The organism is Candidatus Polarisedimenticolia bacterium (genome assembly GCA_035764505.1).
GTDB lineage: Bacteria > Acidobacteriota > Polarisedimenticolia > Gp22-AA2 > AA152 > AA152.
Genome location: DASTZC010000126.1, coordinates 1 through 26,328, shown reverse-complemented (window position 1 = coordinate 26,328; position 26,328 = coordinate 1). Strand labels below are relative to the sequence as shown.

Below are 26,328 nucleotides of genomic sequence, written 5' to 3'. Positions count from 1 at the left end.
GCTCCCGCCGGATTGCTGGTGCTCCTCTCCAGCCTGGCCTGTTTCCTGATTGTTCCCGAGCGTTCCGTCGTGGTGAGCGTCCTGCTGGCGCTGGGGGCCGTCCTGGTGCTGTTGGGGCTGATGCTCAACGCCCGGGCGCTGCTGGATCGGATGCGTGGCCGCGCGGTTCGGGAGGGGGGAGGCGATGTCGCCTACGTCATCGTCGTCGGCCTCATCCTGGGCCTGATCAACTTCCTGGCGGTCCGCCATCACAAGCGCTACGACCTCACGGAGCAGGGAAGCTTCAGCCTGTCGGAGCAGACCAAGAAGATCGTGAAGTCGCTGGCACGCCCCGTCGAGGCGAAGGCTTACTACTATCCCGGCACCGCTCCCGAGCAGAAGATGAAGGACCTGCTGGACGAGTATGCCTACCAGGGGGGCGAGAAGTTCCAGGCCCGCTTCGTCGATCCGCTGAAGAACCCCGCCGAAGCGAAGGCCGACGCGGTGACCCAGGAGCAGAGCGTCGTTCTCAAGTCGGGCTCGCAGAGCACCACCGTGGTGAACGGCGACGAGGAGGCGATCACCAACGGCATCCTCAAGGTGACCCATGATCGGGTCACCACCCTTTGCTTCACGCTGGGCCACGGCGAGAGGGAGACCAAGGATTCGACCGAATCGGGGCTTTCCGCCTTCCAGGCGCAGGTGGAGAAGCAGCAGGCCAAGGTGGAATCGTTCTCGCCGGCCTCCGGGGTCCCGGAGCATTGCGCCGCGGTCGTGGTGGCCGGCCCACAGCGCTCCTTCATGCCGGCCGAGGTGGACAAGCTCAAGGCTTATCTGGACGGCGGCGGGCGTGTCGCGATCCTCCTGGATCCCGCGGTCGACTCCGGGCTGCAGGGTCTCTTGAAGGAATACGGCATCTCCCCAGGAGACGATTTGATCGTGGATCGCGTCTCGGCGCTGTTCGGGGGGAAGCCCGACATCCCGATGGTCCCCGGTGACGGCTACGAGGAGCATCCGATCACCAAGGGCTTCCGGTATCAGACCTTCTATCCGCTGGCCACTTCCCTCACCCTCACCTCGCCCGCTCCGCAGGGAGTCGAGCTCCAGGCCCTGGCGCGCACGACGCCGCTCTCCTGGGGAGAGAAGAATTACGCCAAGGAGGCGCCGACCGGGAAGCTGAAGCTGGATCCGGAGGACAAGCCGGGGCCGCTCGTGGTCGGCGCGGTGGCTACGAAAAAGCTGTCGCCCCCGCCGGCGGAGGGCTCGCAGCCGCCGCCCGGCGGGGCGGGGAAGGAATCCCGCCTGGTGGTTTTCGGAGATTCCGATTTCGCCAGCAATGCCTATTTCGGCGGGACCAGCGACGGCGAGCTCTTCTCCAACGCGGTGAACTGGCTCGCGGGGCAGGAGGAGCTGGTGGCCATCGGGCCCAAGTCGCGCACGCCGGTCCTGGTGACCCTGTCCCAACGGCAGGCCAGCTTCATCTGGATCGTGTCGGTCCTGATCGCTCCGGCCGCCATCCTCCTGGCCGGCACCGTCATCTGGGCCCGGAGGCGTCGTCTGTGAGGCGCGGCCGGTTCGTCGCAATGCTGGTCCTCCTGCTCGGGCTCGGGACCTACGTCTACTTCGTGGAGCTGAGGGGAGGCGAGAAGAAGGAGCGGGCCGAGGAGGAGAGCAAGAAGGTCTTCTCCTTCAAGACCGACGACGTGACCGGATTGAAGCTGACGCGTGGATCGGAGTCGGTGCGGCTCGTGAAGTCCGACAAGACCTGGAAGATCTCGGAGCCGGTGGCTGCGACGACCGAAGCCGACGCGGTGGAGCGCGTGCTGGGGTCGCTGCAGTCGATGCGCATCGCGCACGATCTCGGGAAGCCCGCCGACCTGGCCCCGTTCAATCTCGCCTCTCCACCTCTGGTGATCGAGGTGTCGCTGGCGGCCGGCAAGCCGCAGCCTATGCCCCTGGCGGTGGGAGACGACGCTCCCACCGGGGGAGGCGCCTACGCCCGTCAGGGACCTCAGGGCAAGGTGGTGATCGTGTCGGGCAGCGAGGGAGCGCGCGGGGCCACTCTCTTTTCGCTGCGCGACAAGACTTTCTTCAAGTTCGATCCCGCGCGCCTCGACGGGCTCGTGCTGGAGCGCGGCAAGGATGTCCTGTCGCTGGCGCGCGCCGACGGGAGATGGGGAATCCTCTCTCCGTCGCGCACCCCCGCGGAGGACAGCACCATCGCCGATCTCAGCTCGGCCCTGGAGCGCCTGACGGTGACCGAGTTCGTCGAGGAGAAGCCGGAGGAAGCCTCCCTGGCGGCCCACGGGCTGGCGCCGGCGGACCTCGCGGTCCGGCTCCACGGAGCGGAATGGAAGTCCGATCCCGAGCTGCGCTTCGGCCATGCAGAACAGGGGGGGCTTTTCGCGGTCCACCCCGGCACCGGCGCGCTGGTGAAGGTGAGCGACAGCATCCTTCCGAAGCTCAAATCCAGCCTCGCCGATCTGCGCCGCAAAGACCTGATGCCGATCCAGAGCTGGGACCTGGAGGGGCTGCGCATCACCGGCTTGACCCCCACCCCGCTCGAGCTGCGCCGCAAGGGAGACAAGGAGTGGAACCGCGTGTCTCCCTCACCGGCGGTGCTTCCCGACGATGAGGTCGACCTGCTGCTGCGGAACCTGACCGACCTCAAGGCCGAGGAGTTCCGCGACAACGTCTCCGCGAAGGGACCTCTCGGTCTGGAGCCGCCGAAAGCCCGCCTCGAGTTCTGGAAGCAGGGGGAGGAGAACAAGTCTCCGGCGGTGCTGCGGGTGGGGAAGGAGTCGGGAAAAAAGATCTTCTTCCAGGACGAGAAGTGGCCGTCGGTGGCGCTGGCCGACGCCGCGATCTGGGCGCGCGCCGCCGAGCAGGCGGGAAAGGTGGCACGCGAGACGCCGAAGCCCCCGGAATCGCCGCAGACGGCCCCCGCCGCGGCCGCTCCGAAGCCAGACGGGAAATGAAGGTCTCTCAGGGAGGCGGAGCGGCCGTTCCTTTGAGGCGCTGGTTCGCCCGCTCGAGATTGTAGCGGGCGTCCTCGTTGTCGGGATCGATCGCCAGCGCCTTCCGGTAATCGTCGATCGCCTCGGTCACACGTCCAAGCCGGGCCAAGGCTACGCCGCGGTTCACGCGTGCCGATGCGTGGCCGGGATCCAGCGCCACCGCGTGATTCAGCACGTCGAGCGCCTCCGCGTTGCGTCCGAGCGCCAGGAGGGCGGCCCCGAGATTGGCGGCGGGATCGGGATCCTCGGAATCGAGGCGCATCGCTTCGCGAAAACAGCGCTCCGACTCGTCGACCCGCCCCAGCCGGAAAATCGCCAGCCCCATCCCTTCGAAGGCGGAAGACGACAAGGGATTCTGCGCCGCCGCCTGACGGAACCAGGGCTCGGCCTCGGCGCTCTTGCCCACCTGCATCAAGGCCCATCCGAGCATCAGCGGCACGACGGGGGATTCGGGCGCTTCGTCGCGGGCGCGCTTGAGCAGCGGGATGGCCGGCTCGGGAGATCCCTGGCGCAGGAGCACCGCGGCGGCCGCCAGCGAAGGGGAAGCGAGCGCGGCAAAATCCTCCCGCTGCAGCGCCAGGGCCAGGCGCATGCGGTCGCGCCGGCTGCGTTGCAAGCCCTTGAGCGCTTCACGCAGGTCGGCATTCTCGGGAAGGGCGATGTCCGAAAAGGCGCTCGACGGATCCTGCCGGACCGCCTCCAGACCCGCCAGCAGATCGCCGGTCCCGACCTTCCAGATCTCTCTCGGGGCGGAATACTCGAGAAGCAGATTGTCGTCGGTAATCCGCGGCGCCGATCGAGAAAACCGCCGCAAGGCGGTTCCCGAAGCGACGAAGCGCGCCAGCACCTCGGGCAGGGTGGAGCAGCCTGCGCGTGCCATGAGATCGCGCAGCTCGTGCCGCTGGTCCAGTTTCTCGCGCATGCCCCGCAGCTTGGCCGGACGGCCGATCGAACCGATCAGGAAGTAATCCCCACCACCGGGCGACTCCTCGAAGAGCAAGGCTTCGGGAAAGACTTGCAGAAAGGTGGCCACGATGCTGCGGAAATCCCGCGCGCTCATGGCATAACCCTGGACCCAGATGCCGACCGCTCCGCCGGGATTGAGGCGGCTGCGCGCCAGGCGGAAGAACTCGCTCGTGAAGAGGTTGGTGACGCCGGCCACCCAGGGGTTCGAGGGTTGCGACACGATGAGATCGAAGCCGCCTCGGCTTCCGCGCAGGAAGGACCGGCCGTCCGCCAGCGTCAGGTGGAAGCGCGGATTGCCCAGGATGCCGCCGTTGACCGAAGCGAAGTGCCGGGCCGCCCGAGCGACTCCGGCCGACAGCTCCACCCCTTCCACGCTGCCCGCTCCCGCCGCGGCGACGGCGAAATCGGACGAGCCGGTGGCCAGCCCGATGACCAGCGCGCGCCGTGGATCGGGATGAAGCAGCGCCGGCAGGGCCCCCGCCAGAATTTGCGAGGGGAGGTCGGCGCCGTCGGAAGCGTCGGTCTTTCCGTTGATCTGCAGCGATCTCGTCCCACCGGATGACCGGCGCACCGTGATGGTGGCGTCCGCTCCCTCCTCGTGAAGCACCAGATCGCCGCGGGCGCGCATCGCGCCGGCAATTCCCTCCGCGCTCGCCCCCCCCACTCGCAGGTAGGCCGGCCCGTAAAGAAGAGGGCCGGAGGTCATCATCTCCGGGTCCCATCGTGGACAGAGCCAGGCGCCCGCAAGAAGAGCGCCCACCGCGAGAACCGACGAGCGTCGGCGCTCGGGACGCCATGGCATGCGCGCCACGAGCATCGCCAGGGTCGCTGCCTCGGCCATGGCGAGGCTGCGCAGGATGTCGAAAGCGCCGAGGCGCGGCAGCAGCAGAAAGCCCGTGGCGAGACCACCCACCACCGATCCCGCTGAGTCGATTCCGTACCCCTCGCCGGCGAGACGGCCTGCCTGCTCGGGCCGGCCCCGGGTGGCGGTCAGCGCGGGGAGAAGAGCTCCCAGGGCCGCGGCCGGCGGGAGCAGGAGAAAGGACGCAAACAAGCTTTGCAGCAGCACGGCCGTCGGGAAGGAAGACCCGAGACGGGATTGCGACAGGACCACCGCGACCGGCAGATTTCCCCAGGCCGGGAGGGTCAGCAGCGTCAGTGCGGAAGCAAGCCCCAGGCTCCAGGCGACAAGGCGCCGGGGCGCGAAGCCACGATTCAAGGCCCGGGCGGCGATGGCGGATCCCGCGGCAAGTCCTGCCAGAGAAAAGGCGAGTGTGAGGCCGAGGGCCTGGACCGAGGATCCGAACAGGAGCACCAGCACCCGGGTCCAGGCCACCTGGCAGCCCATGGAGGCGGCGCCCGCGAGAAAAAGAAGCACCAAAGGGAGCCAGGGCTCCACCCCGGCTCGATGCCGCGGGTCCGAGGTTGCCGGCGCTGCGGCTCGCACGTTCCGGACAATGTCAGGAGTCAGCCACGCGGAGGCCGCCGCGACGACAAAACTGATTCCCGCCGCGAGGAGGAGTGAGTCGCGAAGTCCCATCGCCGGAAGAATCAGGAACGCGGCGATCGCGGCGCCAAGGGCTCCGCCCAGGGTGTTGCCGGCGTAGAGCCGTCCGAGCGAGGTCCCTGCCGCACCGGTTTTCTCGAGGTCCAGGGAAGCGTCGAATCGCACCACCAGCGGCGTGGTGGCCCCCATCAGCAACGAGCCGGGAAGAACGAGGCAGACGACGGTCGCCACCAGTGCCCCTCCTGTCGTCGGTGGAGCGAAAAGGTCGGCGAGGCGCGGCGTCAGAGGCAGGGTGGCGATCGCCCAGAGGGCAACCCCCGCTTCCGCCCAGGCGTAGGCGCGCAGCGGGCGAAGGAGCCGATCCGCGAAGCGGCCCGCCAGCAGCGCGCCGAGCGCCAGGCCTCCGAGAAGGACCGAGGCGACTGCAGCCGAGGCGCGCACGCCGCTGCCCGCCAGCTGGGAGATCTCCTTCGCCCAGATCACCTCCATCATCAGAGAGGCGAACCCGGACGCGAAGAAGAGGAAGGGAAGCGCCTGCCTGGCCCGTCGGTGGGATGCCGGCGCGGAGCCCATCCTCAGAACCAGTCGCGATGCTTCTTCTGTCCCGGGAACTTGAACTCGATAGAAGTCAGGACGAGCTCGGGCGGGGAGGCGGCCTCCTGCAGGGCGGGAAGGGGAACGTCGACTGCTGCGCCGTTTTCGGTACCGCGGAAATGGGGTGCCAGCGAGAGGGCGGCATTGCGCAGCTCATAGGCCGGCCAGGCAGCCTCCGGCTCCTTGGCCTTGAGGAAGCTTGCCACCAGGTACAGGATGCGCCGGCCTTCCACGTCGCGGTACTCGAGGCGGATCCTCGACAGCTTCTTGAACTTCCATTTCTGCAGCATCTCGTTCTGGACGGAGATCGTCTCGTGCGGCAGGTCCTTGACCTCCACGCGGGCCGGCTTGCCGAAGCCGGTCGACTTCTGGATGAAGCGCCGCTCGTAGTAGACGAAGTGGAGATCCGACACCCGGCGGATGGTCTCCTGTCCGTCGGCGGAGCGCAGATGGAGCTGGACCTCGAAGCCGTGCGCCGTCTCCTCGCCCGCGGCGGAAGGCGCGAGCGCGAGAGCCAGGGAGAAGAGAAGGAGCCCGATTCGCCGCGAGGCGCGCGCGGGCATCCGCCTAGTGGTCCAGGAAATGAATCTTGATGAGCGACGATCGCACCACGAAGATGCGGCGGTTGTTGTCTTCGGGGTCGGCGGGCAGCATGAAGAAGGCGGGATCCTCGGAGCGGTAATCCTCGCTGTATCCCCAGATCTCTTCCCCGTCGTAGAACTCGACGATGGTACGGGGTGCGGGCCATTGCGACGGCTCGGTGGGAAAGGCCTTGCGACGGTCGGCGTGTCCTCCCGGCGTTCCCCACGTCTTGACCTGGAAGAGGGCTTTGAGCTGCTCGCGGTGGATGCGGCGGGACGAGGTGATTCCTTCTTCGGCCGCCATGAGATGGAAAACTTCCTGCTCCGGGGCGAAGTCGCGCGAGTAGCCGCGCGCCACGATACCGTCCTTGAAGTGGGCGACGAGCTTGTCCCCGGGCGCGCTCTCGGGCGTTTCCGGGGCCACCGAGGGTTCCGGTCGATTCATGGAGGTTCCGTCCGCGGTTGCCGCGGATTGCGGCAGGCGGGAGTCATGCTAAACAAACGCTTCCGGCGCTGTCAAGGAACGCGGAAGGAAGTTTCCGCCCGTCTCAATAGCCGAGGGAGGGGAAAAGGGCGCGCAGGACGTAGCGGGCCAGCAGCAGGAGCGTGAGGGGGATTCCGATGAGCAGCAGGAGCTGGATCATCGCCTCGCGGGCGCTGAGCGGGTGTGCCGGAATCAGCTCGCTCGCCGTCTCCCGCCGTGCGGGGTTGCCCGCGCCGCCGCGCTGCCGCTGTCCTTTTGGATCCGCCAAGTCGGCTCCTTTCGAAGAGTGCCGCAGATTCTAGAGGGAATCGCGGCCGCCGGTCAACTCGATCCCTTGCCCCCTGCCAGGGCGCATGCTATAAGGCGCCCGGATGGAGAAGATTCTGGTCGACGGCTACAACCTCCTTCACAAGGACCCGGCCCTGCAGGAGATGGCGCGGCACAGCCTGGAGCAGGCCCGCGAGGCTCTCCTGGACCAGCTTGCGGCCTATCGTTCCGGCGATATGCTCATCCGGGTCGTCTTCGACGGCCGGGAGGGGGGCGCCGGCTCGGCCGGGCGCCGCCGGCAGGGGGTCGAGGTGCGCTTCTCGCGCCCGCCGCGCTCAGCCGACGAGACCATCCTGGAAATCATCGCCGCAGAGCCGCGGAGATCCTCCCTTCTCGTCGTCACCTCCGACGTCAAGGACATCGGCCGTGCGGCCCGGGCGGAAGGGGCGCGTTGGATCTCATCGGAAGCTTTCCTCAGACGCCTGCATAAGGCGCGCAGGCCGAAAGGGCGATCCAGACAGGGCGTAGAAGGGGAAAAGCCTGGCCTCGTCGGCGCTTCCGAGGTCGAATACTGGCTCAGGAAGTTCGAGCCTGGCCCGGAAGGGACGGATCCGGAGCCTCCGCGCGGGCGGGCTCATCGCCGGCTGCGCAGAGAACCGGCAGTCCCGTCGCGCGCAGGACGCGGGTATCGAGGTGGATCGGGTGGGCGCTGACGTCGGGAGCATAGATCCAGACGCCGCGACGGCCGACGCGGAGGGCGAGGTTGTCCGCGAAGCGGAAGATGGTCACGCCGATGGCCCTCGTAAGGAAGCATGGAGTCGAGGCTGCGAATATGCCTCGTCGGCGCCCGGGGGTCAAGATGTTTTTCGCCGCGAAGGAGCGGGCCTGAGATCGCCGTCTTGAGCGAAAGGAAGGCTTCCGAGCGGCGCCGCCATCCGCGATCGAGAAAGCGGATCGCGGTGCGCTTTGGTCCGGGCGATCTGGCGCACAGCGGCTACACCGACGATGTTTCCGACAGCGGCATCCACCTGCGCTGCACCATCATCTACCCTCCGCACACGGTTCTCGTCCTGCAGATCGATTACCCGGAAAAGACCGTGTCGACGCGCGGGGTGGTGCGCTGGGTGAAGGACTTGCCGCCCGCGTTCAAGCGCAGCCTGCGCGGCTCGATGGGGATCGAGTTCGCGGCGTCGGCGGGCGAGGCGGCGGATAAGGCGAGGACCCGGCCGTCCGCGGAAAAGCCGCAAAGCCGTCCCGCGACGGCGCGTGGAGCGGTGCCGGAGGCGTCCGAAGGAGACCTCGGGAGCGGATCGACGAGCCGGCGGCAGGTGAGCACCGCCGAGGGCAATACCTACGAAGTGCTGCTGACGGAGTATCGTGGGGCGTTCTACGCCCGGCTCTTCCAGCTGCCGCGCAGCATGGGCTCCGCCGACGCGGTGTTCCGGGCGGCATTCTGGAGGAAGGAGGAGGCGGACGCCGCGGTGAAGAAGTTCCTGAAGGAGCACTGAGCCGCCAGGCTCAGCCTCCCGCCTGCAGGAACCGTTGCAGTCGCGAAGTCGTATCGCTCACGGTCTTCAAGAGCTCCTGAATACGCGGCTGGATGTTGTCCAGGGATTCCGATTCATCCCGCACCAGGCGCATCAGGTGCTCGAACTCGTTGAGGGCTTCCCGCTCCTTCTTGATCAGCGCGGCGAATTCTTCCAGGTCCTTGTCGTTCCACTTCGGCATGTCCGCTCCTTGCTGTCCAGGCCATTCCACCGAAGTCTACTGCAAGCCGCGAAGAGGGTTCAACAGTTTTGCGGGAAGAGCGCGGCGCGCGCGGGCGCTAAGCAGCGGGGAGAAGCTGGTGCCGAAGCGGGGACTCGAACCCCGAAGCCCTTGCGGGCACTAGACCCTGAATCTAGCGTGTTTGCCAATTTCACCACTTCGGCACGTAGCAGGCCGCATAGCATACAAGACGCGGGCGGGTGCCGCAACGCAAGCCGGAAGCTAGGATGACTTGCTCTGCTGGCGGAGCGCCCGCATCTTCGTGGGGCCGACCTGCAGGTCCCGCAGCAGAATGTTGAGGACCAGGATCAGCGCGCTCAATCCGGCGGCTGCAAGGAGGAGGAAGGCGACTCCGGGATAGGCGAGGATGCGGAAGGAGGTGTCGACGCGCACCAGCAGGGCCGCGCCGACGATCAGGGCCGAGATGACCAGTCCGAGGGTGATGCGGTTGGCGATTTTCTGCAGCCCCTCCATCAGCAGCACCTCGTCGATGGCCTTCACGCGGAGCTGAACCTTGTTCTCCGAGACCGCGTCGATCAGCCGGTTGAGACGACCGGGAAGCTTCTCGGTGAATTCCGTGATCTCGAGCGCCCCGGCGGACAGCTTCGCCGGAGAGAGGCTGTCGAGCATGCGGCGCCGGAGCCTGTCGGAGGCATGCCGGCGGATGGCGGTGTTGGGAGCGAACCTGGGATCGAGAGCTCGAGAGATCAGGCCGTTTTTTCCGGCAGTCGGGTCGCCGCGCTAGAATCATCGCCTCCCGACGTGGGGAGACGAATGGAGACCCTGCATGCCTCGCCCGCGAAAGCCGCCACGCCACGCCGACCCGTCGCCCGTCCCCGACCGTAGGGAAGTACGCGCCGCGCTGTCGCGCCCCGACTTTCCCGCCGCCAGCCTGCGGGAGCTGCTGCGCCGGCTCAAGGTGGACAAGCGCCACCGGATGACTTTCAAGCGGCTGATCCGCGACATGGTGGAGCAGGGGGAGCTGATGCGCCTGGGGAGCGCGCAATATGCGCTTCCGGGTGGCAGCACGGGCGTCGCGCCGCGCACGGTCGTGACCGGCCGCATCCAGAGGCATCCGGATGGCTTCGGCTTCCTGATTCCCGATGAAGGGGGTCCCGATTATTACGTTGCCCCGGAGAATCTGGAAGGGATCTTCCACGGCGATCGGGTGGAGGCGCGCATTCTGCGACGCCGCCGCCCGGGGCGCGATCAGGCGCTCATCGCGCGGGTCGTGGAGCCGGCGCGGCGACGGGTGATGGGGGTGTTTCACAAGTCCGCCGAGGGAGATCGGGTGGAGGCTTTCGAGCGCAGCTACGCGGCCGGCATCCTGATAGGCAGGGGCGATGCCTCCGCGGCCCGCGACGGCGAGGTGGTCGGCGTGGAGATGACGCAGCCCCCCACGCCGCGCCACCCGGCGCGCGGCAAGGTGGTGGAGGTGCTGGGCTACGCGGACGAGCCCGGAATGGACATCCGCACCGTCACCCGCAAGTACGACCTGCGCGAGACCTTCCCGCCGCAGGCGGAGACGGAAGCGGCCCGGTATGGCGAGACGCCCCCTGCCGCCGAGATCGCCCGGCGCGAGGATTTTCGCGCCTTGCCGATCGTGACCATCGACGGCGAGACGGCGATGGATTTCGATGATGCGGTGCAGGTCGAGCGTCTCGCTTCCGGGGGCTGCCGGCTGGGAGTGCACATCGCCGATGTCGCCCATTACGTGACGGAAGGCTCGGCGCTGGATCTGGAGGCGCGCCGCCGGGGGACCAGCGTCTATTTTCCCGGAACCGCAATCCCAATGCTCCCCGCACGGCTGTCGAGCGATCTCTGCTCCCTGCGCCCCGGGGTGGATCGCCTGACCGTCTCGGTGCTGCTCGATCTCGACGCGCGTGGAGAGACGATCCAGGTACGCTTCACCGAGAGCGTCATCCGCAGCGCGGAGCGCATGACCTACACGCAGGTGGCCGGCATCCTCGAGGAGAGAGACCCGGAGCTGCTGCGGCGCTACGCCCCCCTGGTGGAAGGATTCGAGCGGATGGGCGAGCTGTGCAGCGTGCTGAACGCCCGGCGCCGACGTCGCGGCACGATCGACTTCGATCTTCCGGAGCCCGAGATCCTGCTGGACGTCCAGGGGGGGACGGCGGGGATCGTGCCGCTGCGCCGCAACATTGCCCACCGCCTGATCGAGGAGTTCATGCTGGCAGCCAATGAAGCGGTGGCCGGGTACCTCTTCTCCCGCAAGGCGCCGTCGCTGTACCGCATCCACGAGCGTCCCGATCCGCGCCGCATCGGCGAGCTGAACGAGCTGCTGTCGGCTTTCTCGGTCCGGCTTCCCGAGCCCTACGAGGCGCTGCAGCCGGCGCACTTCGAGGAGGTCCTCGACCGGCTGGAAGGCAAGCCTGAGTTTCGCTTCCTGTCGCGGGCGATGCTGAGGGCGATGCGCCTGGCGCGTTACAGCGAAGAGAAGGGGCTGCACTTCGGACTGGGAACCTCCACCTACACCCACTTCACCTCGCCCATCCGGCGCTATCCCGACCTGATCGTGCATCGCATCCTCAAGGAGGTCCTGCGCGGTCCTCTTTCCGAGGAAAGAACGCAGCGGCTGCGCGAGACGCTCCCAGGGATCGCGGCATCGTCTTCACGCAGCGAGCGGGTGGCGGACGAGGCCGAGCGCGAAGTGGTGGAGTGGAAGAAGCTGGCCTACATGGCGGAGCGGATCGGTGAGGAGTTCGACGGCTTCATCGCGTCGGTGACGCCTTTCGGCTTCTTCGTGGAGCTGACCGATCTTTTCGTCGAAGGGCTGGTGCACCTCTCGACGTTGCGGCGCGATCGCTATCATTTCGTGGAGCGCCGCCACATCCTGCGGGGCGAGAGGAGCGGGGTGGTGTTTCGCATCGGGGCACCGGTAAGAGTGCGGCTGGATCGGGTGGACCAGCCGCAGAGGCGCGTCGATTTTTCCCTGGTGGACATGTCCGTGAGCGCGCCAACCCCCCGGCCGCGGAAGTCTTGAGAGCGCGCGTGGTGGCCCCGGTCGCCTACGATCTGCTGGATCACACGGCCGATTTGGGCGTGGTGGTGAGGGGAGGGGACCTGGCGGACCTGTTCGCCCGCGCGGGAGCCGTCCTGGCCGACCTCCACTACGAGCCGGAGCGGGTTGCCGGGAAGGAAACGCGCGAGCTCGTCCTGCAGGGATACGAGCCCGAGAGCCTTCTGGTGCGCTGGCTCAATGAGCTGATCGTGATGCGCGAGACGGAGGATTTCCTTTGGCGCCGGCTCGAGGTCGATCTGAGCGAGGGTCTGCTCTTGCACACGAGGCTTGCGGGGGAGTCTCTCGATCCGGGACGACACCGGCCCAAGACCGCCATGAAGGCGGCGACCTACCACGAGCTGCGAGTGCGACCGACACCCGGCGGCTTCGAGGCGCAAATCATCTTCGATGTTTGAACAGGGAGGAAACATGGCTGACGCGCGGCGTCACAGACAAGACATTGCCGCCTGTGCGTCCATCGCAAGGGAGCGACGCGCGCCTTCCCGCCGGGTCACCCCGAGACGCCGGCCGTCTACCGCAAGGTGGGGCAGCCGGTGCTGATTCCGGGCGACATGGGGCGCCGCGCCGCCCGCAAGCTGGGAAAGCACCGGCCGTTGGTCCGCGAGCTCGAGGACCGGGGGATCACCGTGCTCTCGGAGGGAAGGATGACGCTTCTGGAGGAGATGCCGGAAGCCTACAAGGATGTGGCCCGGGTGGTGGACATCTGCGAGAAGGCCGGCCTGTCGAGAAAGGTGGCGCGCCTGGTTCCGATGGGGGTCGTGAAAGGATAGCCGGCGCCGATCAGCCGCGCGCCGGAGAAGTCCCCCGCACCGCCCGGGTGAGCCGCGACTTGTAGCGTCCCGCCGTGTTCTTGTGAAGCACCCCTTTGCGGATGGAGCGGTCGATCAGGGCGATCGTCTGCACCAACTCCTTCGCGGCAGCCTGGGATTCCTTTGCGGCCACCAGGGCGCGCAGCTTCTTGATCTGCGTGCGCAGTGCTCCCTTGCGGGCGCGGTTGATGGTGCGGCGCTTCTCGCTCTTGCGGATGTTCTTGATGGCGCTCTTCGTGTTGGCCAAGCCTAATCTCTCCTCGGTGGTTAGGGTTTGACGCCCAGACCCGCCAGCTTCTGCTTGGCCAGGGCGGCCTCGTCGCTGGTGGGATAGGACTGAATCAGGTGCTGCAGCAGGACGACCCCGTCGGCAGCTTTATTCATCTCGATCAAGCAGAAGCCGCGCTTCAACAGCGCCGCCGGGACCCGGTCCCCTTTCGGATAGTTCTTCACGACCTGGTCATAGCGCTCCGCGGCGGTGGTGAAGTCTCCCTGCGCGTAGTACGACTCTGCGATCCAGAACTGCGCGTTGTCCGCCAGCTCGCTGCCTGGATAACGGTGCAGGAATTCCTGGAATCCGGCGAGAGCCAGGGCATAGTTTCCCTTGGCGTAATCGGCATAGGCGGCGCTGAAGGTGTCCTCCACGGTGGTGGCCGCCGCGGCGGAGCCGGACGGTGCGCCGCCCGCTTCGTCCCCTTCGGAGGGCGCAGAAGGCTCGCCGTCGCCCACCGGGGGCTGGGTGGGCGCCGTCTTCGGCGGCTGAGCACGGAGCGCCATCTCGCGCGTGGCCACGAGGTCCTGCGCGAGGCTCTCGATGCGCGCGGCGGAATCGTCCAGGCGCTGCCTCAAAGCGGAGATCTCGGTTTCCAGCGTGTTGATGCGCGCGTCCAGAGCCGCCACATCGGTGGCGGCCGCCATCCCCTGGGAAGGCTTGGACCCCGCGGGTCCCGCCTGCAAGGCGCCTCCCTGCACCTCTTTCTGCAGCTGCGTGAGCCTGGTGTCGAGCGCGGCGACCTCGGCGGTCAGGTCGGGAGGATGCCAGGTCGCGCAGCCGGAGGCCGCCAGAAGGAAGACCAGCGGCCAGACGCGCCGGCGGTGCGGGGAGCTTTCGTTCAAAACCTCTACCTCGTCTTGGCCGTGATGGTGAAATCGGCTCGGCGGTTCTTGGCCCACGAGCCCTCGCTGTGCCCGGGGTCGACCGGGTGCTCCTCGCCGTAACTGATTGTCTCAAGGCGTGCCGCCGCGATCCCCGCCTTGACCAGATAGTCCTTGACCGCCGCGGCCCTCTGGTCGCCCAGGGCCAGGTTGTACTCGGTGGTGCCGCGCTCGTCGGCATTCCCCTCGACTCTCACCAGATACTGGGCATGAGCGCGCATCCACTCGGCGTTCTTCTTGAGCTGGTCGAGGGCGTCCGAGCGCAGGTCGGCCTTGTCGTAGTCGAAATAGACCGTGCCCAGGGGCCTCTGCTCGTTCAGTTTGCGGATCTCCGCGGTCATCTGGTCCTCGAGCGAGCCCTCCGAAGAATCGGATGCGTTCTTGAAACCCGTGGTGTCGGGGACTTCCTCCGCCGGCCGGGAATCGGTGGCCGGGGCGGGAGTAGACGAGATGTCGGGGGGAGGCTTCTTGGGGCAGCCGACCACGAACACCAGCAGGGGCATGATGAACAGGGCGAAAGCAGCTCTGCCAAACCGCATGGACATCAGGTTCCTCCTGAAGAAGCGATGAGCCACCGGGAGGTCGAGACAGCTCGGGTTTTGTGCGCGAGTGATCGAAAAGCGCGCCGACGGTTCCGCGGGGGGAAGCGAGGGCACGAGATTATAACACAGCGATTTTGGCCGTCGCGGAGCGGGGTTACCGGGACCAGTCGGGGTTGAAGCTGCGTCCGCCCTTGGTGACGCGCCGCACGTCGCTGCCGTCGGCGAGCATCTGGTAGATGTCATAGTTGCCGCTGCGATCCGAGGAGAAGACGAGATGATGGCCGTCGGGCGACCAGCGCGGGTCCTCGTTGTTGGAAGGGCCGTAGGTGAGCCGGGTCGTCTTTTGCGTGGCGAGATCGCGCACGAAAATATCGAAGCGTCCCTCGAGCCGCGAGCAGTAGGCAATCCGGTCCCCTTTGGGCGACCAAGCGGGCAGGTCATTCCAGGAACCTTCGTTCGTCAGACGGCGAAGGTTGCTTCCCTCGCTGTCCATGAGGTAGACCTGCGGCGATCCGCTGCGATCCGACACGAAGGCGATCTCACGGCCGGTGGGAGACCAGGACGGCGAGGTATCCAGCGCCGGCGAGTTCGTCAATCGAGTCACCTGCCCGCTGGACACCTGCAGGACGAAGATCTCGGCGTTCCCCCCGCGGCTTCCGGAGAAGGCGATGCGGGTGCCGTCCGGAGACCAGTCGGGTGAGAGGTTGAGCTCGCCCTTGGGCTGGGGATAGGCCTTCTTCAGCTCGCCCGTGCTGGACAGGATGACGAGCTCCGGCCGGCCGGTGCGGTAGGTGAGGAAAGCGATCTTACTGCCGTCGGGCGACCAGGCCGGATTCAGGTTGAGGCTGCCGTTGCTGGTGAGCTTCTTGATCTGCTCGCCGTCGTAGTCCATGACGAAGATCTCCTTCGCCTTGCCGACCTGCGAGACGAAGGTGATGCGCGTCTGGAAGATCCCGGTCTGCCCGGTGAACTGCTTCACAATTTCGTTGGCCAGGCGATGGGCGATGTTGCGTGCCGCGTCGGCCTCGCCGCGGTAGCGCCTCCCCATGACCAGCTGCTCCTGGCGGTTGTCATACAGACGGCCTTCCACGGCGATCTTGCCCGGCTCCTCGTTCACCTTCCCAAGGACCACCGACTCGGCGCCGATTCCCAGCCAGTCCTTGTACTGGACGCGCTTCTCGGAGTAGCCCGTGACCTCGGAGTAGAGGCCCGGCTTGACCACGGCGAAGAACCCGGAAAAATCCAGGTCGTTTCGCAGCGTCTGCGTGATCATGTCGGCGGCCTTGGCTGTCGCCGAAGATGAGGCGGCCTGGAAATCGGGAATGGCCAGGGGAATCCGGCGGGCGGCGGTCTCGGAGATCCCGAGGACCACGTCGCCTCCACCTTGCTGGGAGGCGGCCGGCCGGGCGATCGAGAGCAACGCAAGCAGGAGTAGGAAGATCCCTAGGACGCGTTTCACGCCTGATGGCTCCCGGAAGGGGCCCCGCTCAATCGGGGACGAGATCGAAGAAGAAATGCACTCCCAGCGAGTCTTTTGCATATTGATAAGGAAGCGGCGGCAGGGGATTGGAGTCCTGGACCGCGCGCAGCGCCGAGCGATCCAGGGCGGCGTCGCCGCTCGGCTGCTCCAGCACGATGTCGGTGATCTTTCCGTCCTTCTGGATGCGGAAGTGGACGATGGCCCGCAAGCTGGTGGAGAGATCCGGCTTGATCGGCCGTGTCCAGTTCCGCGAGAAGAGTCCGCTCATGTTGGAGAGGTACCAGCCATATTGAAAAGTGGCATCGTCGAGCATGCCTCCGGCCCCTCCTCCGCCCGCTCCGGCGGCCCCTTCTCCGGCGCCCGGGGCATTGCTCAGGCCCGCGATCGGGGCCTGTGCGCCGGACGGTGCACCTTCCGAGCCCTTCGTCGCCGACTCCTTCGAAGTACCTTCCGCCTTCTCTTCGGCAGCCGCGGTGGATTCCGGCTCCGGGACCGGTTTCGCGGTTTCCTTCGCCTTCTCCGCCGGCTTCGGCTTCGTCGTCTTCTCGGTCGGCTTCTCGGGAATCTTGATGGCGGCCTTCGGCTTGGGAGCCGGCGGGGGAGCCTTCACCACAGGCTTTGGCGCCGGCTTGCTGATGGGGGGAGCAGCTTTAGCGGCGGCGGGAGCCGGATTGGGCGCGGGAGGAGCTTCCGGCGGCCCCGCCTTCGGGCCGGGCGCTCCGGCCGGAAGCGACATCAGATCGACCGTGTAGACCTGGGGAAATTTGAGCTTCGGCCGGAGAACCATCGGCAGGAAGATGATGGCGACACCGGCCGCGACGTGAAGCGCCAGCGAGATGCCAATCAGGAAACCCCAGTGGGCCAGCTCACCGCGCGGGGTCCGCAGGGTGACCCGGACCACCGTCATTTGCCGTTCCGCGGCGGTGTCGGGGTGCCGGGCTCGGTGACCAGCCCGACTTTTTCGATCCCGGCCCGCTTGATAGAGTCCATGACCGTCATGACGCGGCCGTAGGGGACTTCGCGGTCGGCCCGCAGGAAGACGAAGTCGACCCCGCTGCTGCGCGACAGGTCCTTGACCTTGTCTCCCAGGAGACTGGCCGCCACAATCTTGTCATTGAGATAGATTCTCTCATCTCGTCCGACGGTCACCACCAGCGTCTGATCCTTCGCGTCGGCCGCCGACTCGACGCGTGGCAGCCGCACGTCGACCCCGCGCTGCATCATCGGGGCCGTGACCATGAAGATGATGAGAAGGACGAGAACGACGTCGACCAGCGGCGTGACGTTGATGTCGGACATCGAGGACCGGCGCGACCGGCGGCCGGAGGAAGCCGAGGGAGCCGCGAAGGCCATGGTCACATCCTCCGCTTGCCGGCTTCCGCCGCGCCCGGGGCCGGGCTCGACTCCAGGTGATGCTCGGCGATGGCGGTGAAGCGCAGGAGAAACTCGTCCATCAGGGAGTTGAGATGGCGCAAGCGGCCCAGGAAGTAGTTATAGGCGATGACCGCGCAAATGGCGGGAATGAGGCCCGCCGCCGTGGTGATGAGCGCTTCGGAGATGCCGGGGGCCACTGCCGCCAGGCTGGCCGATCCCTGCGTGCCGATGCGCGTGAAGGCGGTCATGATGCCCCACACGGTCCCGAACAGTCCGACGAACGGGGTGACGGCTCCCGTGGTGGCCAGGACCGGCAGGTAGGATTCGAGCTTTTCGTTCTCGGCGAGCGCGGCGCGGTCGAGCACGCGGCGGATCTTCTCGACGCTCCGCGCCACGGAAGCTTCGCTGACGATCGCCGGGGAGCCGGAGAAACGGCGCTCCTCGCCTCCCACGGCCTGGGCCGTCATCTCGCGGAAGCCCGCCTTGAACAATCCGACCAGAGGGCTGCCGATGAAGCGGTCGCAGCGGTCCCTGAGATCGGCGAGGTTCCGCGTCGCGTCCATGAACTCCAGAAAGCCGACGCTGGTGCGGGCGGCGCGCTTGTAGACCCGGAAGCGATCGAACATCACCGAGAAGGACAGGACTGAGAAAACCAGGAGGATGCCCAGGACGGTGCGGGCGACGGCACCGGAAGCCGCCACCAGGTGCAGCACGTCTCCCTGAAAACCCTGGAGCAGAAGGGGCGCCGTGAGGGGGTGAATCGATGGAATCAAGAGGACCCTCCGTGACGGAGTGGGGTGAGGACCGGAAATCGCTGGCGGGCGCCAACCGGGACGGCCGCCCGTGCGGGGAGTTTCAGCCCAGCGAGGGGAATATAGCGCAGGAGGATCCCCAAGTCAAAGCCCGGGAATGAAAAGAGATAGGCGATTCCGCCGATTCCCGGGAAAGCTTGACTCCCCCCGGGGCCGATGCTACCATCCGCCCGCGGAAGCCGATCCTCGCCCTCCTCGCGTGAGGAATGATCAAACACCTTCGAATCCGCAATTTCGCGCTCATCCGTGACCTGTCCCTCGATCTTTCTCCCGGGCTGACCGTCCTGACGGGGGAGACCGGGGCCGGCAAGTCGATGCTGGTCGACTCCCTTGCGCTGCTGCTGGGGGAGCGCGCCGCGCCGGAGATGATCCGCTTCGGAGAGTCGAGCGCCGCGGTGGAAGCCGTCTTCGACCTGGAGAGGCACGCCGACCTTCTTCCTCTGCTGTCGGAGAAAGGCTGGATGCCCGCGGAGGGATCACTGGTCTTGCGCCGCGAGATACTCGCCGGCGGAAGGAGCCGGGCCTTCCTGGCGGAGCATCCGGTGTCCCTGGCCGATCTGCGGCGCGTCGCCGCGTCGCTGGTGGACCTGCACGGTCAGCACGAGCACCAGGTCCTGCTGCGGGCCTCGGAGCATCTCGCCATCCTGGACGGGCATGCCGAGCAGGGCGAGCGGCTCGGGAAGATGGCGGCTGCCTGGGAGAGTTTGCTCTCGGTGCGCCGGCGCCTCGAGGCCCTCGAGAAGGACGCCGAGGGAATCGCCCGCCGCCTCGACTTCCTGAAATACCAGGTCGACGAGATCGAGCGCGCCGCGCTCGAGCCGGGGGAGATGGAAGCCCTGCGTGCCGAGCGCCTGCGCCTGCGCAATCTGGAAAAGATCGGTGAGCTGTCGCGCGCGGGAGTGGAAGCGCTGCACGAAGGGGAGGTTTCCGCTCTCGGGCTGCTGGAAGCGGCTCTGGGGGCGGCGCGCGAGCTGGCCCGCCTCGATCCTGGCCTGGACGCGCCGCTGTCGCGCGGCGAGGAAGCGAAGCTGGCGCTCCAGGATCTCGCGGCGGCCCTGAGCGAGGCGCAGCACGATTCCGAGGATCCGCTGTGCCGCCTCGAGGAAATCGAGGCGCGAATGGCTTCGCTGGAAGCGCTCTTCCGAAAATATGGCTCCGACGAAGCCGCCGTTCTCGATTACGCCCGCCGCTCGCGCGAGGAGTACGAATCGTTCACGGGGGAGGAGCATTCCGCGGAACGCCTGGCCGAAGCGATCCGCCTGGGGGCGGAGCGGTGCTCCCGGCTCGCGGGCGAGCTTTCGTCGAAGCGCCGCGCGGCGGCGCGCCGTCTCGAGGACGCCGTGGGCGAAGAATTGAATGCCTTGGGGCTGGCGGGCAAGGCCTTCCGGGTCGAGTTCGCCGAGGAGGAGGACCCCGGCTCTCCAGTGCGGCATGGCGGCGTGGGGGTGTCGTGCGGGCCGGCGGGATGGGACCGGGTTCAGTTCCTGCTGGCGGCCAATCCGGGCGAGCCGGCGCGTCCGCTCTCCCGCGTCGGCTCGGGTGGCGAGATCTCGCGCATCATGCTGGCGATTCATCTGGTCCTTCAGCGCGGGAGCGAAGGAACGAGCCGGGTGTTCGACGAGGTCGATGCCGGAATCGGCGGGAGCGTGGCGCGCGCCGTTGGCCGCAAGCTGCAAGAGCTTGGCCGCGGCGGCCAGGTCCTGTGCGTGACCCATCTGCCGCAGATCGCCTCGCTGGCGGAGCACCATTTCCGGGTCGCGAAGCATTCAAGGGCGGGACGGACGGAGGTACGGGTCGAGGCGCTGGATCGGGAGGGGGCGGTGCGCGAAGTCGCGCGCATGCTCGGCGGGGAGAAGGTCTCCGATCTGTCGCTGCGTCACGCGGCCGAGATGGTGTCCGGACGATGAGGCGCGAGACGAGGGAGGTTGATTGAAGGTCCTGGCGGTGTATCCCGGCTCGTTCGACCCGGTGACTCATGGGCACCTCGATATCATTCGGCGCGGGAGCCGGCTCTTCGATCGCATCGTGGTCGCGGTCCTGAAGAACCCGGAGAAGAAGCCGATGTTCCCGCTGGCGGAGCGCCGTCGCATCCTCCGGCAGGCGACCCGCGAGATCCCCAACGTGTCGATCGACAGCTTCGACGGATTGCTGGTGGACTACGCCCGGAGGCGCAAGGCCCGGGTCATCGTGCGCGGCCTCAGAGCGCTCTCCGATTTCGAATACGAGTTCCAGATGGCGCTGATGAATCGCAGGCTGGATGCCACGATCGAGACGGTGTTCATGATGCCGAGCGAGGCTTATTCCTATCTTTCCTCGCGCCTCGTCAAGGAGGTGGCGCGGCTGGGCGGGAGCGTCGCCGGGCTGGTGCCGCCCGAGGTCGAGCGCCGGCTCGGGGACAAGATGGGCGGAAGAAGGTCGCGGCGCGCGGTGCTCGGGAGGAAGCGATGAAGCTGTCGCGTCGAGTGCAGGAGATCACCCCTTCCGCCACGCTGCAGGCGAAGGTGGATGCCGACAAGGCACGCCGCGCCGGCATCGACGTCATCGATTTCGGTCCGGGAGAGCCCGACTTCGATACCCCCACGCCCATCAAGGATGCCGCGAAGCGGGCGCTGGATGAGAACTTCACCCACTACGTCGACACTGCCGGTATCCCCGAGCTACGCTCCGGCATCGCCGATCGATACCGTCGTGATCACGGCACCGATTACGCCGCCTCCGAGGTGATGATCGGCTGCGGCGGCAAGAACGTCCTGTTCCTGCTGGCCCAGGCAGCTTTCGGTCCCGGGGACCGCGTCGCTCTTTTCTCCCCCTACTGGGTGTCCTTTCCGGACCAGATCCGGCTCGCGGGCGCCGAGCCCCTCGTCCTTCCGGCGCGCGAGGAGGACGAGTTCGTGCCCCGTGCCGCGACCCTGGAGCGGGCGCTCGCGGAGGGGCCGATCCGGGCCGTCATCCTCAACTCTCCCTGCAATCCGACGGGAGCCGTGCTGCCACCCGACGAAGTCGAGCGTTTCGCCGACCTCGCGAAACGCCACGATTTGCTGCTGATTTCCGACGAGACCTACGAGTTCTTCCACTACGACCAGGTCCCGTACGCAAGCTTCGCGTCACAGGCCGCGCGGCTGCGCGGCAACCTGGCGCTGGTGGGCTCCTTCTCGAAGAGCTACGCCATGACGGGATGGCGGGTCGGGTACGCTCTGGGGCCGCAGGAGCTGATCGGCGCGATGACCAAGATCCAGTCCCACGACGCCAGCCACACCGCATCGTTCTCGATGCGCGGCGCCGTGGCGGCCCTGGCGATCGAGCCGGGCGTGCTGGCGATGATGCGCGAGGAATACCGACGCCGTCGCGATCTGATGCTGGATGGGCTCTCGCGCGTCGAGGGGATCCGCTGCCTGCCGCCGCGCGGGGCCTATTACGTATTTCCGAACATGCGCGGCTTCATGCGCCGGTTCGGCCTGGAAAGCTCGACGGATCTCGCGCGCGCCCTGCTCCGGGGGCTCGGCCTTGCCGTGGTCCCGGGATCTGCGTTCGGAGCGGAGGGCTACGTCAGGATTTCGTACGCTGTCCGCGAGGACCGGATTCGCGAAGGTCTCGAGCGGCTGCGGACCTGCCGCAGCCTTCCCGGGCCGGCGGATTTCTGATGCCGGAAACGGGATTCTTTCTCTCGCGCTCTCCTGGGCACCCATGATCCTCCTGAGCGAGGAGCTTTCATGATTGACGAGGAAGTCACGTCGGGGGATTCGGGGGGGGACGGCGCGCTGGAACTGAAGATCCTGCGCGCCGCGCTCGAGGTGAGCCGTCTCGTGGAACCGGGCGAGAACGCCGGCGCCATCATCCAAAAGGCCTGCGGCCTGACGGGCGGCGAGGGAGGCTTGCTGTACCTTCTGGCGTCCGAGGGGGAAGAGCATCAGCTGCTGGGCTGTCACGTCCCGGCGAACGATTCACGGCGCAAGGGGCTGGTGCGGCTTCGACTGAATCCGCTGCTCGCCGCGGTGGGCTTTGCCAACGCCGCTCTGGAGACCGGCCCCAGCCCCCCGGAGTTCGCGGCGATGGGATTCGAATGGCTGGTGTCGGCCGCCGCAGAGGAATCGGATTGCCACTGCCGCCTTCTCGTGGGCTTCACGGGAGCCGCCGATGCCGTCGCGCGCGAGGCGGCGGGCACGACGATCGCGAGGCTTCTGGGGGACTGCCTGCCCGGACTTGCCAACTGCCTGAGGATGGAGCGGGTCCGCGAGCTGGTGATCAAGGACGATCAGACCGACAGCTACAACCGCCGGCACCTCGATTCCTTCCTGGCGGAGGAGGTCGAGCGCGCCCGGCGCTACGGGACGGTCCTGTCGGTCATCTTCCTGGACCTGGACAATCTGAAGGAGGTCAACAGCCTGTACGGGCATGCCGCGGGGAGCCGGGCGCTGCGGGAGCTGGCGCGTCGCGTCATGCTCGCCGTCCGGGGATCGGACAAGCTTTTCCGTTACGGGGGTGACGAGTTCTGCGTCGTCCTCCCGGAGACCGATACCGTCGGCGCTCTGGAGCTGGCGGAGCGCCTGCGCCAGACCATCGCCTCGCGGCCCTTCGAGCTGGATGGCGGGCAGGAGATTTCGCTCACGGCCAGCTTCGGGCTGGCCTGCTTTCCGCTGCACGGAGACTCGACGGCGAGCCTCATGGCCGCCGCGGATCGCGCGATGAGCCGCGTCAAGCTCTCGGGAAAGAACTCGATTGGAGTGGGCACGGAGCCGGCACCGGGCGGCACGGGCCTGGAAATCCACTCATAAGGAGATTCGCAGATGGAGCAGGAGGAAGTCAGGCCGGAGAGCGCTCACGAAGGAACGGAAAAGGGAGTCGAGCTGCAGATCGGCGCCCGACACCTCACGCTGGCGGTGACGGGACTGGCGCTCTTCGGACTGGTCCTCTTTCTGCTCGGCCGCTGGAGCGAACGGGTCGCCGTGGGTGAAACGCCGGAGACCAAGGTCGAAAGCGATGCCTCCGTTCCGGCGGGCAGTCTGGAGGCGGGAGCGCCGAAGGAGCTGACTTTCTACGAGACCCTCGGCAAGCGCGCCACGCCGCCGCTGCAGGAAACCCGTCCTCGTGCGCCCCGCTCGGAGCCGCCGGCGGAGCTTCCCGCGGCCGCATCGGCCGCGGCGCCCTCCCCCGCGGTCCCGGCTCCGGCTGCTTCCTCCACGGAGCCGCGCGGCGTCGAGCGCTTCCGGGTGCAGGTCGCCTCGACGCGCGATCTCGCCTCGGCGAGAGTCCTGGTCGACAGGCTTCGAAAGAAAGGCTATCCGGCACGCATCGACAGCGAGGCCGGAGGCGATGGGGTGAGCCGCTATAAGGTGCGCATCGGCAACTACGAAGAGCGCGCGCCGGCGGAGGAGCTGGTGCAGAAGGTCAAGCAGGAGGAGAAAGTGGACGCCTGGATCGTGAAGGTTCAGGGCTGATGACGAACCGGCGGCTGCTCGGAGAGCTCCTGGTGGAGGCCGGACTGGTCCGCCGGGAGGACCTCGAAGCGGCCCTGGCCGAGCAGCGCCTGCGGGGCGGAAGGCTTTGCTATCACCTGATGCGTCTCGGCAAGGTGACCCCCGGCTCGCTATTCGTGTTCCTGCAGGAGCATTTCGGCATCATCGCCCCCGACCTCCTCGAAACCCTGCGCGAGGGGCCGTTGACGCACCTGCTCCCGGCGCGGCTGGCGCATTTCTACCAGATGGTGCCGCTGCGCAAGGAAGGCGACCGGCTCCTTCTGGCGCTGGCCTACGTCGACCATCCGAGCCTCATCCCGGCGGTGGAAGAGCTGACGGGCCTGAAGGTCGAGCCGGTGATCTGTCCTCCTGGCCTGATCCAGGAATCACTGGCCCGCTTCTTCAGCGCCGAGGACGAGCCGGGAGTGATCCGCGGAGTGGCCGAGGACAGCCTGCTGGTCCTCTCGGATCCAGCGCTCGACCTTTACCCCTCCGCCCCCGAAGAGCTCAAGGAAAGCTCCTCGCCCGTGCTGTGGCTCAGGGCGCTGATCGCGGAGGCCATCAAGCGGCGCGCCCGCGAGATCCTGATCGAGCCGTTGGAAGACGGGCTGCGCGTCTGCTTCCGGCGCCCGGAAGAAGGAGAAGCACTGAGGAGTCTGCCGCTGTCGCTGCAGACGGGTATCGGGCTGATTCTCGAAGATCTTTCCAAGATGGCGACGCGGGGACGCACCGTGCCGCGCGAGGGAAGGTTCCGGCTGCTGCAGGGGGCGCGCCGGCTCACCATCCTGGTCACCTCGCTGCCCAGCCTGTACGGCGACGCCTACCATCTGCTTCTGGTAGAGGAGCGAGTGCGTAAGGAAGCGCTCGACGAAATGCTGGAAGACTACCCGCAGGCACGCGCCGGCCTCGATGCGGCGCTCGGCGTGGGGCAGGGTGTCGTCCTGGTCGCGGCGCCCGAAGGACACGATCGGGAGCGCCTCCTGGCAGCTCTGGTGCAGGGAGCACGCTGGCGGGCGGGCAAGTCGATCTTCCTGGCCGGTCCCCATTCCCCGGCGCTTCCCGGCCTGGACGTGCGCGTCCTCGAAGAGCCGCGCACCTCCTCTCTGCGGGAGGCTCTCGAAGCAGCCGTCAAGGACCGTCCCGATCTCCTGGCGGTGCATTGTGTCGAAAATAAAGAGGAGCTGCAGGCGCTGTTCGAATCCTGCGAGGGTCGCCTGGTGGTCGCCGGGGTCCGCCGGCACGACGCCTTCGAGACGGCAGAATGGATCGTCCGCATGGGATTGATGGACCAGGTGCGTGAAGGACGCTTGCGGGGGGTGCTCGGGGCGCGCATGGTGGAGCGCATCTGCGATTACTGCCGGCGGCGCTACGACCTGCTGGAGGAGTTCCCGAATCTGCTCGCCGATTTCGAATCCGGCGGTCTCTACTATGCGAACACGGGCTGCCGTGCCTGCCGGGGCGCGGGCGTCGTGGACCTGGAAGCCGCCTTCGAATTCCTCCCGGGGAACCTGGCCGTCTGGGAGCGTCTCACCCGTCCCGCGATGGCCGGGTCGATCCGGCGGGAAGGCATGCGCTCCGGAGTGAAGACTCTCTACGCCTCGATCCTGGCGCGCGCCGCGGCCGGCGAGGTCGACGTGCGCGAGCCGCTGCGGCTCCTGCTTCTCGAGGGACGCGCCGCGGGATGACGCGCGCCCTGCTGATGGGCAGCATGGCGATCTCCGGATCGCTGGCCGCCCTGGCGTTTCCGGCGGCAGGCCTCTGGCCGCTGATCCTGGTCGGTCTGGTCCCTCTGCTGATCTCAGTCGCGCGCCACCCACCGGCCGTCGCGGCCCTGCACGGCACGGCGTGGGGAGCCGGGTTCTTCGGCTGCCTGCTTTCCTGGCTGCTCCGCTTCTTTCATCATTACGGCTCGCTCTCCCTGCTTCTGAGTGGGGCCACGCTGGCGGTGCTGGTCGGATATCTGGCGGTCTACCCGGCCCTGTTCTCCTTCGTCGCCTCACGCTGGCTGCGACGCTTTCCTCCGGCAGCCTCGCTGCTCCTGCTTCCGGCGCTCTGGGTCGTCCTGGAGTGGATCCGCGGCCGCTTACTTTCAGGTTTCCCGTGGGGCACGGCAGGTTATCCGCTGGCGGACTGCCTCCCGTTAGCGCAGCTCGCCTCGATCACCGGCATCTACGGCCTTTCGTTTCTCGTGCTGCTGATCAACGCCGCGATCGCCGGCGCCATCCTGCGGGTTTCGCGAGGAGGACGCATTTTCGGAGCGTCGGAAGCGGTCTGTGCCGGGCTGCTGCTGCTGTCGGTCGGGTGGGGGAGCTGGAGGCTGCGCTCGATGCCGCCGGGCGGCGGACCGCTGCGCGCTGCCATGATCCAGGGGAATGTCCCGCAGGATCAGAAGTGGGATGCGCAGGAGGCGATCTCGATCCTCGACCGGCACGAGCGGATGACGGCCGAAGCCGCGGCCGCGGGTGCCACGCTGGTGCTATGGCCTGAATCCTCCTCGC

General features: G+C 67.4%; 27 protein-coding genes and 1 tRNA gene. 14 read left to right on the top strand and 14 right to left on the bottom strand.

Features of this window, described 5'->3' with window-relative positions:
• Together VFW45_08915 and VFW45_08910 are read left to right on the top strand one after the other, a co-directional pair.
• The coding region (locus VFW45_08915) for a DUF4350 domain-containing protein (protein HEU5180901.1) at positions 1-1,542 on the top strand (1,542 nt) is incomplete at its 5' end.
• Positions 1,539-2,957 carry a DUF4340 domain-containing protein gene (locus VFW45_08910; GenBank protein HEU5180900.1) on the top strand — a complete coding sequence of 473 codons (1,419 nt, stop codon included), beginning with the start codon at positions 1,539-1,541 and terminating at the stop codon, positions 2,955-2,957. The genes VFW45_08915 and VFW45_08910, both read left to right, overlap by 4 nt.
• Positions 2,958-2,964: 7 nt before the next feature.
• On the opposite strand, the gene VFW45_08905 is transcribed toward VFW45_08910, so the two are convergent.
• The 4 genes from VFW45_08905 to VFW45_08890 all read right to left on the bottom strand — a co-directional run bounded on the left by VFW45_08905 (position 2,965) and on the right by VFW45_08890 (position 7,396).
• Entirely contained in the window at positions 2,965-6,042 is a 3,078-nt protein-coding gene (locus tag VFW45_08905) for a tetratricopeptide repeat protein (protein ID HEU5180899.1), read from the bottom strand.
• 2 nt (positions 6,043-6,044) lie between these two features.
• Complete coding sequence (locus VFW45_08900) at positions 6,045-6,626, bottom strand: hypothetical protein (protein ID HEU5180898.1); 582 nt, start codon at positions 6,624-6,626, stop codon at positions 6,045-6,047.
• 4 nt (positions 6,627-6,630) lie between these two features.
• Positions 6,631-7,089, bottom strand: a complete 459-nt coding sequence (locus tag VFW45_08895) for a hypothetical protein (GenBank protein ID HEU5180897.1) — start codon at positions 7,087-7,089, stop codon at positions 6,631-6,633.
• Between the two features lie 103 nt (positions 7,090-7,192).
• Positions 7,193-7,396, bottom strand: a complete 204-nt coding sequence (locus VFW45_08890) for a hypothetical protein (GenBank protein HEU5180896.1) — start codon at positions 7,394-7,396, stop codon at positions 7,193-7,195.
• Positions 7,397-7,499: 103 nt separating this feature from the next.
• Here VFW45_08890 and VFW45_08885 point away from each other — a divergent pair, with 103 nt between their 5' ends.
• Both VFW45_08885 and VFW45_08880 read left to right on the top strand, forming a co-directional pair.
• Positions 7,500-8,108, top strand: a complete 609-nt coding sequence (locus VFW45_08885; GenBank protein HEU5180895.1) for an NYN domain-containing protein — start codon at positions 7,500-7,502, stop codon at positions 8,106-8,108.
• Between the two features lie 186 nt (positions 8,109-8,294).
• On the top strand, positions 8,295-8,903 hold the full coding sequence (locus VFW45_08880) for a PilZ domain-containing protein (GenBank protein ID HEU5180894.1): 609 nt from the start codon (positions 8,295-8,297) through the stop codon (positions 8,901-8,903).
• A 10-nt stretch (positions 8,904-8,913) separates the two neighbouring features.
• Here the strand turns inward: VFW45_08880 and VFW45_08875 are convergent, their stop codons facing one another.
• The 3 genes from VFW45_08875 to VFW45_08865 form a co-directional block, all read right to left on the bottom strand.
• Complete coding sequence (locus tag VFW45_08875) at positions 8,914-9,123, bottom strand: hypothetical protein (GenBank protein ID HEU5180893.1); 210 nt, start codon at positions 9,121-9,123, stop codon at positions 8,914-8,916.
• A gap of 116 nt (positions 9,124-9,239) precedes the next feature.
• Positions 9,240-9,326 (bottom strand) — tRNA-Leu (locus VFW45_08870).
• Positions 9,327-9,384: 58 nt separating this feature from the next.
• Entirely contained in the window at positions 9,385-9,792 is a 408-nt protein-coding gene (locus VFW45_08865) for a hypothetical protein (protein ID HEU5180892.1), read from the bottom strand.
• Between the two features lie 157 nt (positions 9,793-9,949).
• On the opposite strand from VFW45_08865, the gene rnr reads away from it, so the two are divergent.
• Genes rnr through VFW45_08850 form a run of 3 tightly spaced genes read left to right on the top strand, consistent with a single transcriptional unit; the run spans position 9,950 to position 12,975 of the window.
• Entirely contained in the window at positions 9,950-12,166 is a 2,217-nt protein-coding gene (gene rnr, locus VFW45_08860) for a ribonuclease R (protein HEU5180891.1), read from the top strand.
• A complete protein-coding gene (locus VFW45_08855; GenBank protein HEU5180890.1) occupies positions 12,163-12,600 on the top strand; it encodes an archease in 438 nt (145 codons plus the stop codon). Before rnr ends, VFW45_08855 begins: the two co-directional genes overlap by 4 nt.
• A gap of 51 nt (positions 12,601-12,651) precedes the next feature.
• On the top strand, positions 12,652-12,975 hold the full coding sequence (locus tag VFW45_08850) for an RtcB family protein (GenBank protein HEU5180889.1): 324 nt from the start codon (positions 12,652-12,654) through the stop codon (positions 12,973-12,975).
• Positions 12,976-12,985: 10 nt separating this feature from the next.
• Here VFW45_08850 and rpsT read toward each other — a convergent pair whose 3' ends face one another.
• The 7 genes from rpsT to VFW45_08815 form a co-directional block, all read right to left on the bottom strand.
• A complete protein-coding gene (rpsT, locus tag VFW45_08845) occupies positions 12,986-13,261 on the bottom strand; it encodes a 30S ribosomal protein S20 (protein ID HEU5180888.1) in 276 nt (91 codons plus the stop codon).
• A 20-nt stretch (positions 13,262-13,281) separates the two neighbouring features.
• Positions 13,282-14,130 carry a tol-pal system protein YbgF gene (gene ybgF, locus VFW45_08840; GenBank protein HEU5180887.1) on the bottom strand — a complete coding sequence of 283 codons (849 nt, stop codon included), beginning with the start codon at positions 14,128-14,130 and terminating at the stop codon, positions 13,282-13,284.
• Positions 14,131-14,135: 5 nt separating this feature from the next.
• Positions 14,136-14,714, bottom strand: coding sequence for a peptidoglycan-associated lipoprotein Pal (gene pal, locus VFW45_08835; protein HEU5180886.1), 579 nt, complete (start codon positions 14,712-14,714; stop codon positions 14,136-14,138).
• Positions 14,715-14,865: 151 nt separating this feature from the next.
• A complete protein-coding gene (gene tolB, locus VFW45_08830) occupies positions 14,866-16,170 on the bottom strand; it encodes a Tol-Pal system beta propeller repeat protein TolB (protein ID HEU5180885.1) in 1,305 nt (434 codons plus the stop codon).
• Between the two features lie 28 nt (positions 16,171-16,198).
• Positions 16,199-17,098: a TonB family protein gene (locus tag VFW45_08825; GenBank protein HEU5180884.1), complete on the bottom strand. Its 900-nt coding sequence runs from the start codon at positions 17,096-17,098 to the stop codon at positions 16,199-16,201.
• Positions 17,095-17,544: a biopolymer transporter ExbD gene (locus VFW45_08820; GenBank protein HEU5180883.1), complete on the bottom strand. Its 450-nt coding sequence runs from the start codon at positions 17,542-17,544 to the stop codon at positions 17,095-17,097. The genes VFW45_08825 and VFW45_08820 overlap by 4 nt, the downstream gene beginning before the upstream one ends.
• A 2-nt stretch (positions 17,545-17,546) precedes the next feature.
• Positions 17,547-18,338 (bottom strand): MotA/TolQ/ExbB proton channel family protein, encoded by a 792-nt coding sequence (locus VFW45_08815; protein HEU5180882.1) that lies wholly within the window; start codon positions 18,336-18,338, stop codon positions 17,547-17,549.
• A gap of 245 nt (positions 18,339-18,583) precedes the next feature.
• Between VFW45_08815 and recN the strand changes: the two genes are divergently transcribed.
• From recN to lnt, 7 genes are all read left to right on the top strand, one after another.
• On the top strand, positions 18,584-20,284 hold the full coding sequence (gene recN, locus VFW45_08810; GenBank protein ID HEU5180881.1) for a DNA repair protein RecN: 1,701 nt from the start codon (positions 18,584-18,586) through the stop codon (positions 20,282-20,284).
• A gap of 22 nt (positions 20,285-20,306) precedes the next feature.
• On the top strand, positions 20,307-20,825 hold the full coding sequence (gene coaD, locus VFW45_08805; GenBank protein HEU5180880.1) for a pantetheine-phosphate adenylyltransferase: 519 nt from the start codon (positions 20,307-20,309) through the stop codon (positions 20,823-20,825).
• Positions 20,822-22,018, top strand: coding sequence for a pyridoxal phosphate-dependent aminotransferase (locus tag VFW45_08800; protein ID HEU5180879.1), 1,197 nt, complete (start codon positions 20,822-20,824; stop codon positions 22,016-22,018). The genes coaD and VFW45_08800 overlap by 4 nt, the downstream gene beginning before the upstream one ends.
• 69 nt (positions 22,019-22,087) lie before the next feature.
• On the top strand, positions 22,088-23,149 hold the full coding sequence (locus VFW45_08795; protein ID HEU5180878.1) for a GGDEF domain-containing protein: 1,062 nt from the start codon (positions 22,088-22,090) through the stop codon (positions 23,147-23,149).
• Positions 23,150-23,161: 12 nt separating this feature from the next.
• Positions 23,162-23,812 (top strand): SPOR domain-containing protein, encoded by a 651-nt coding sequence (locus VFW45_08790; GenBank protein ID HEU5180877.1) that lies wholly within the window; start codon positions 23,162-23,164, stop codon positions 23,810-23,812.
• Positions 23,812-25,515: an ATPase, T2SS/T4P/T4SS family gene (locus VFW45_08785; GenBank protein ID HEU5180876.1), complete on the top strand. Its 1,704-nt coding sequence runs from the start codon at positions 23,812-23,814 to the stop codon at positions 25,513-25,515. The genes VFW45_08790 and VFW45_08785 overlap by 1 nt, the downstream gene beginning before the upstream one ends.
• On the top strand, positions 25,512-26,328 hold an 817-nt coding region (lnt, locus tag VFW45_08780; protein HEU5180875.1), incomplete at its 3' end, for an apolipoprotein N-acyltransferase. The genes VFW45_08785 and lnt, both read left to right, overlap by 4 nt.

Bases quoted from the DNA above. Each gene is read 5' to 3' on its own strand.
- VFW45_08875 (HEU5180893.1), bottom strand. From the start codon at position 9,123: ATGCCGAAGTGGAACGACAAGGACCTGGAAGAATTCGCCGCGCTGATC.
- VFW45_08820 (HEU5180883.1), bottom strand. From the start codon at position 17,544: ATGGCCTTCGCGGCTCCCTCGGCTTCCTCCGGCCGCCGGTCGCGCCGG.
- VFW45_08865 (HEU5180892.1), bottom strand. From the start codon at position 9,792: ATGCTCGACAGCCTCTCTCCGGCGAAGCTGTCCGCCGGGGCGCTCGAG.
- VFW45_08785 (HEU5180876.1), top strand. From the start codon at position 23,812: ATGACGAACCGGCGGCTGCTCGGAGAGCTCCTGGTGGAGGCCGGACTG.
- VFW45_08800 (HEU5180879.1), top strand. From the start codon at position 20,822: ATGAAGCTGTCGCGTCGAGTGCAGGAGATCACCCCTTCCGCCACGCTG.
- recN (HEU5180881.1), top strand. From the start codon at position 18,584: ATGATCAAACACCTTCGAATCCGCAATTTCGCGCTCATCCGTGACCTG.
- VFW45_08790 (HEU5180877.1), top strand. From the start codon at position 23,162: ATGGAGCAGGAGGAAGTCAGGCCGGAGAGCGCTCACGAAGGAACGGAA.
- pal (HEU5180886.1), bottom strand. From the start codon at position 14,714: ATGTCCATGCGGTTTGGCAGAGCTGCTTTCGCCCTGTTCATCATGCCC.
- VFW45_08795 (HEU5180878.1), top strand. From the start codon at position 22,088: ATGATTGACGAGGAAGTCACGTCGGGGGATTCGGGGGGGGACGGCGCG.
- VFW45_08895 (HEU5180897.1), bottom strand. From the start codon at position 7,089: ATGAATCGACCGGAACCCTCGGTGGCCCCGGAAACGCCCGAGAGCGCG.
- VFW45_08905 (HEU5180899.1), bottom strand. From the start codon at position 6,042: ATGGGCTCCGCGCCGGCATCCCACCGACGGGCCAGGCAGGCGCTTCCC.
- VFW45_08885 (HEU5180895.1), top strand. From the start codon at position 7,500: ATGGAGAAGATTCTGGTCGACGGCTACAACCTCCTTCACAAGGACCCG.
- VFW45_08900 (HEU5180898.1), bottom strand. From the start codon at position 6,626: ATGCCCGCGCGCGCCTCGCGGCGAATCGGGCTCCTTCTCTTCTCCCTG.
- rnr (HEU5180891.1), top strand. From the start codon at position 9,950: ATGCCTCGCCCGCGAAAGCCGCCACGCCACGCCGACCCGTCGCCCGTC.
- VFW45_08825 (HEU5180884.1), bottom strand. From the start codon at position 17,098: ATGACGGTGGTCCGGGTCACCCTGCGGACCCCGCGCGGTGAGCTGGCC.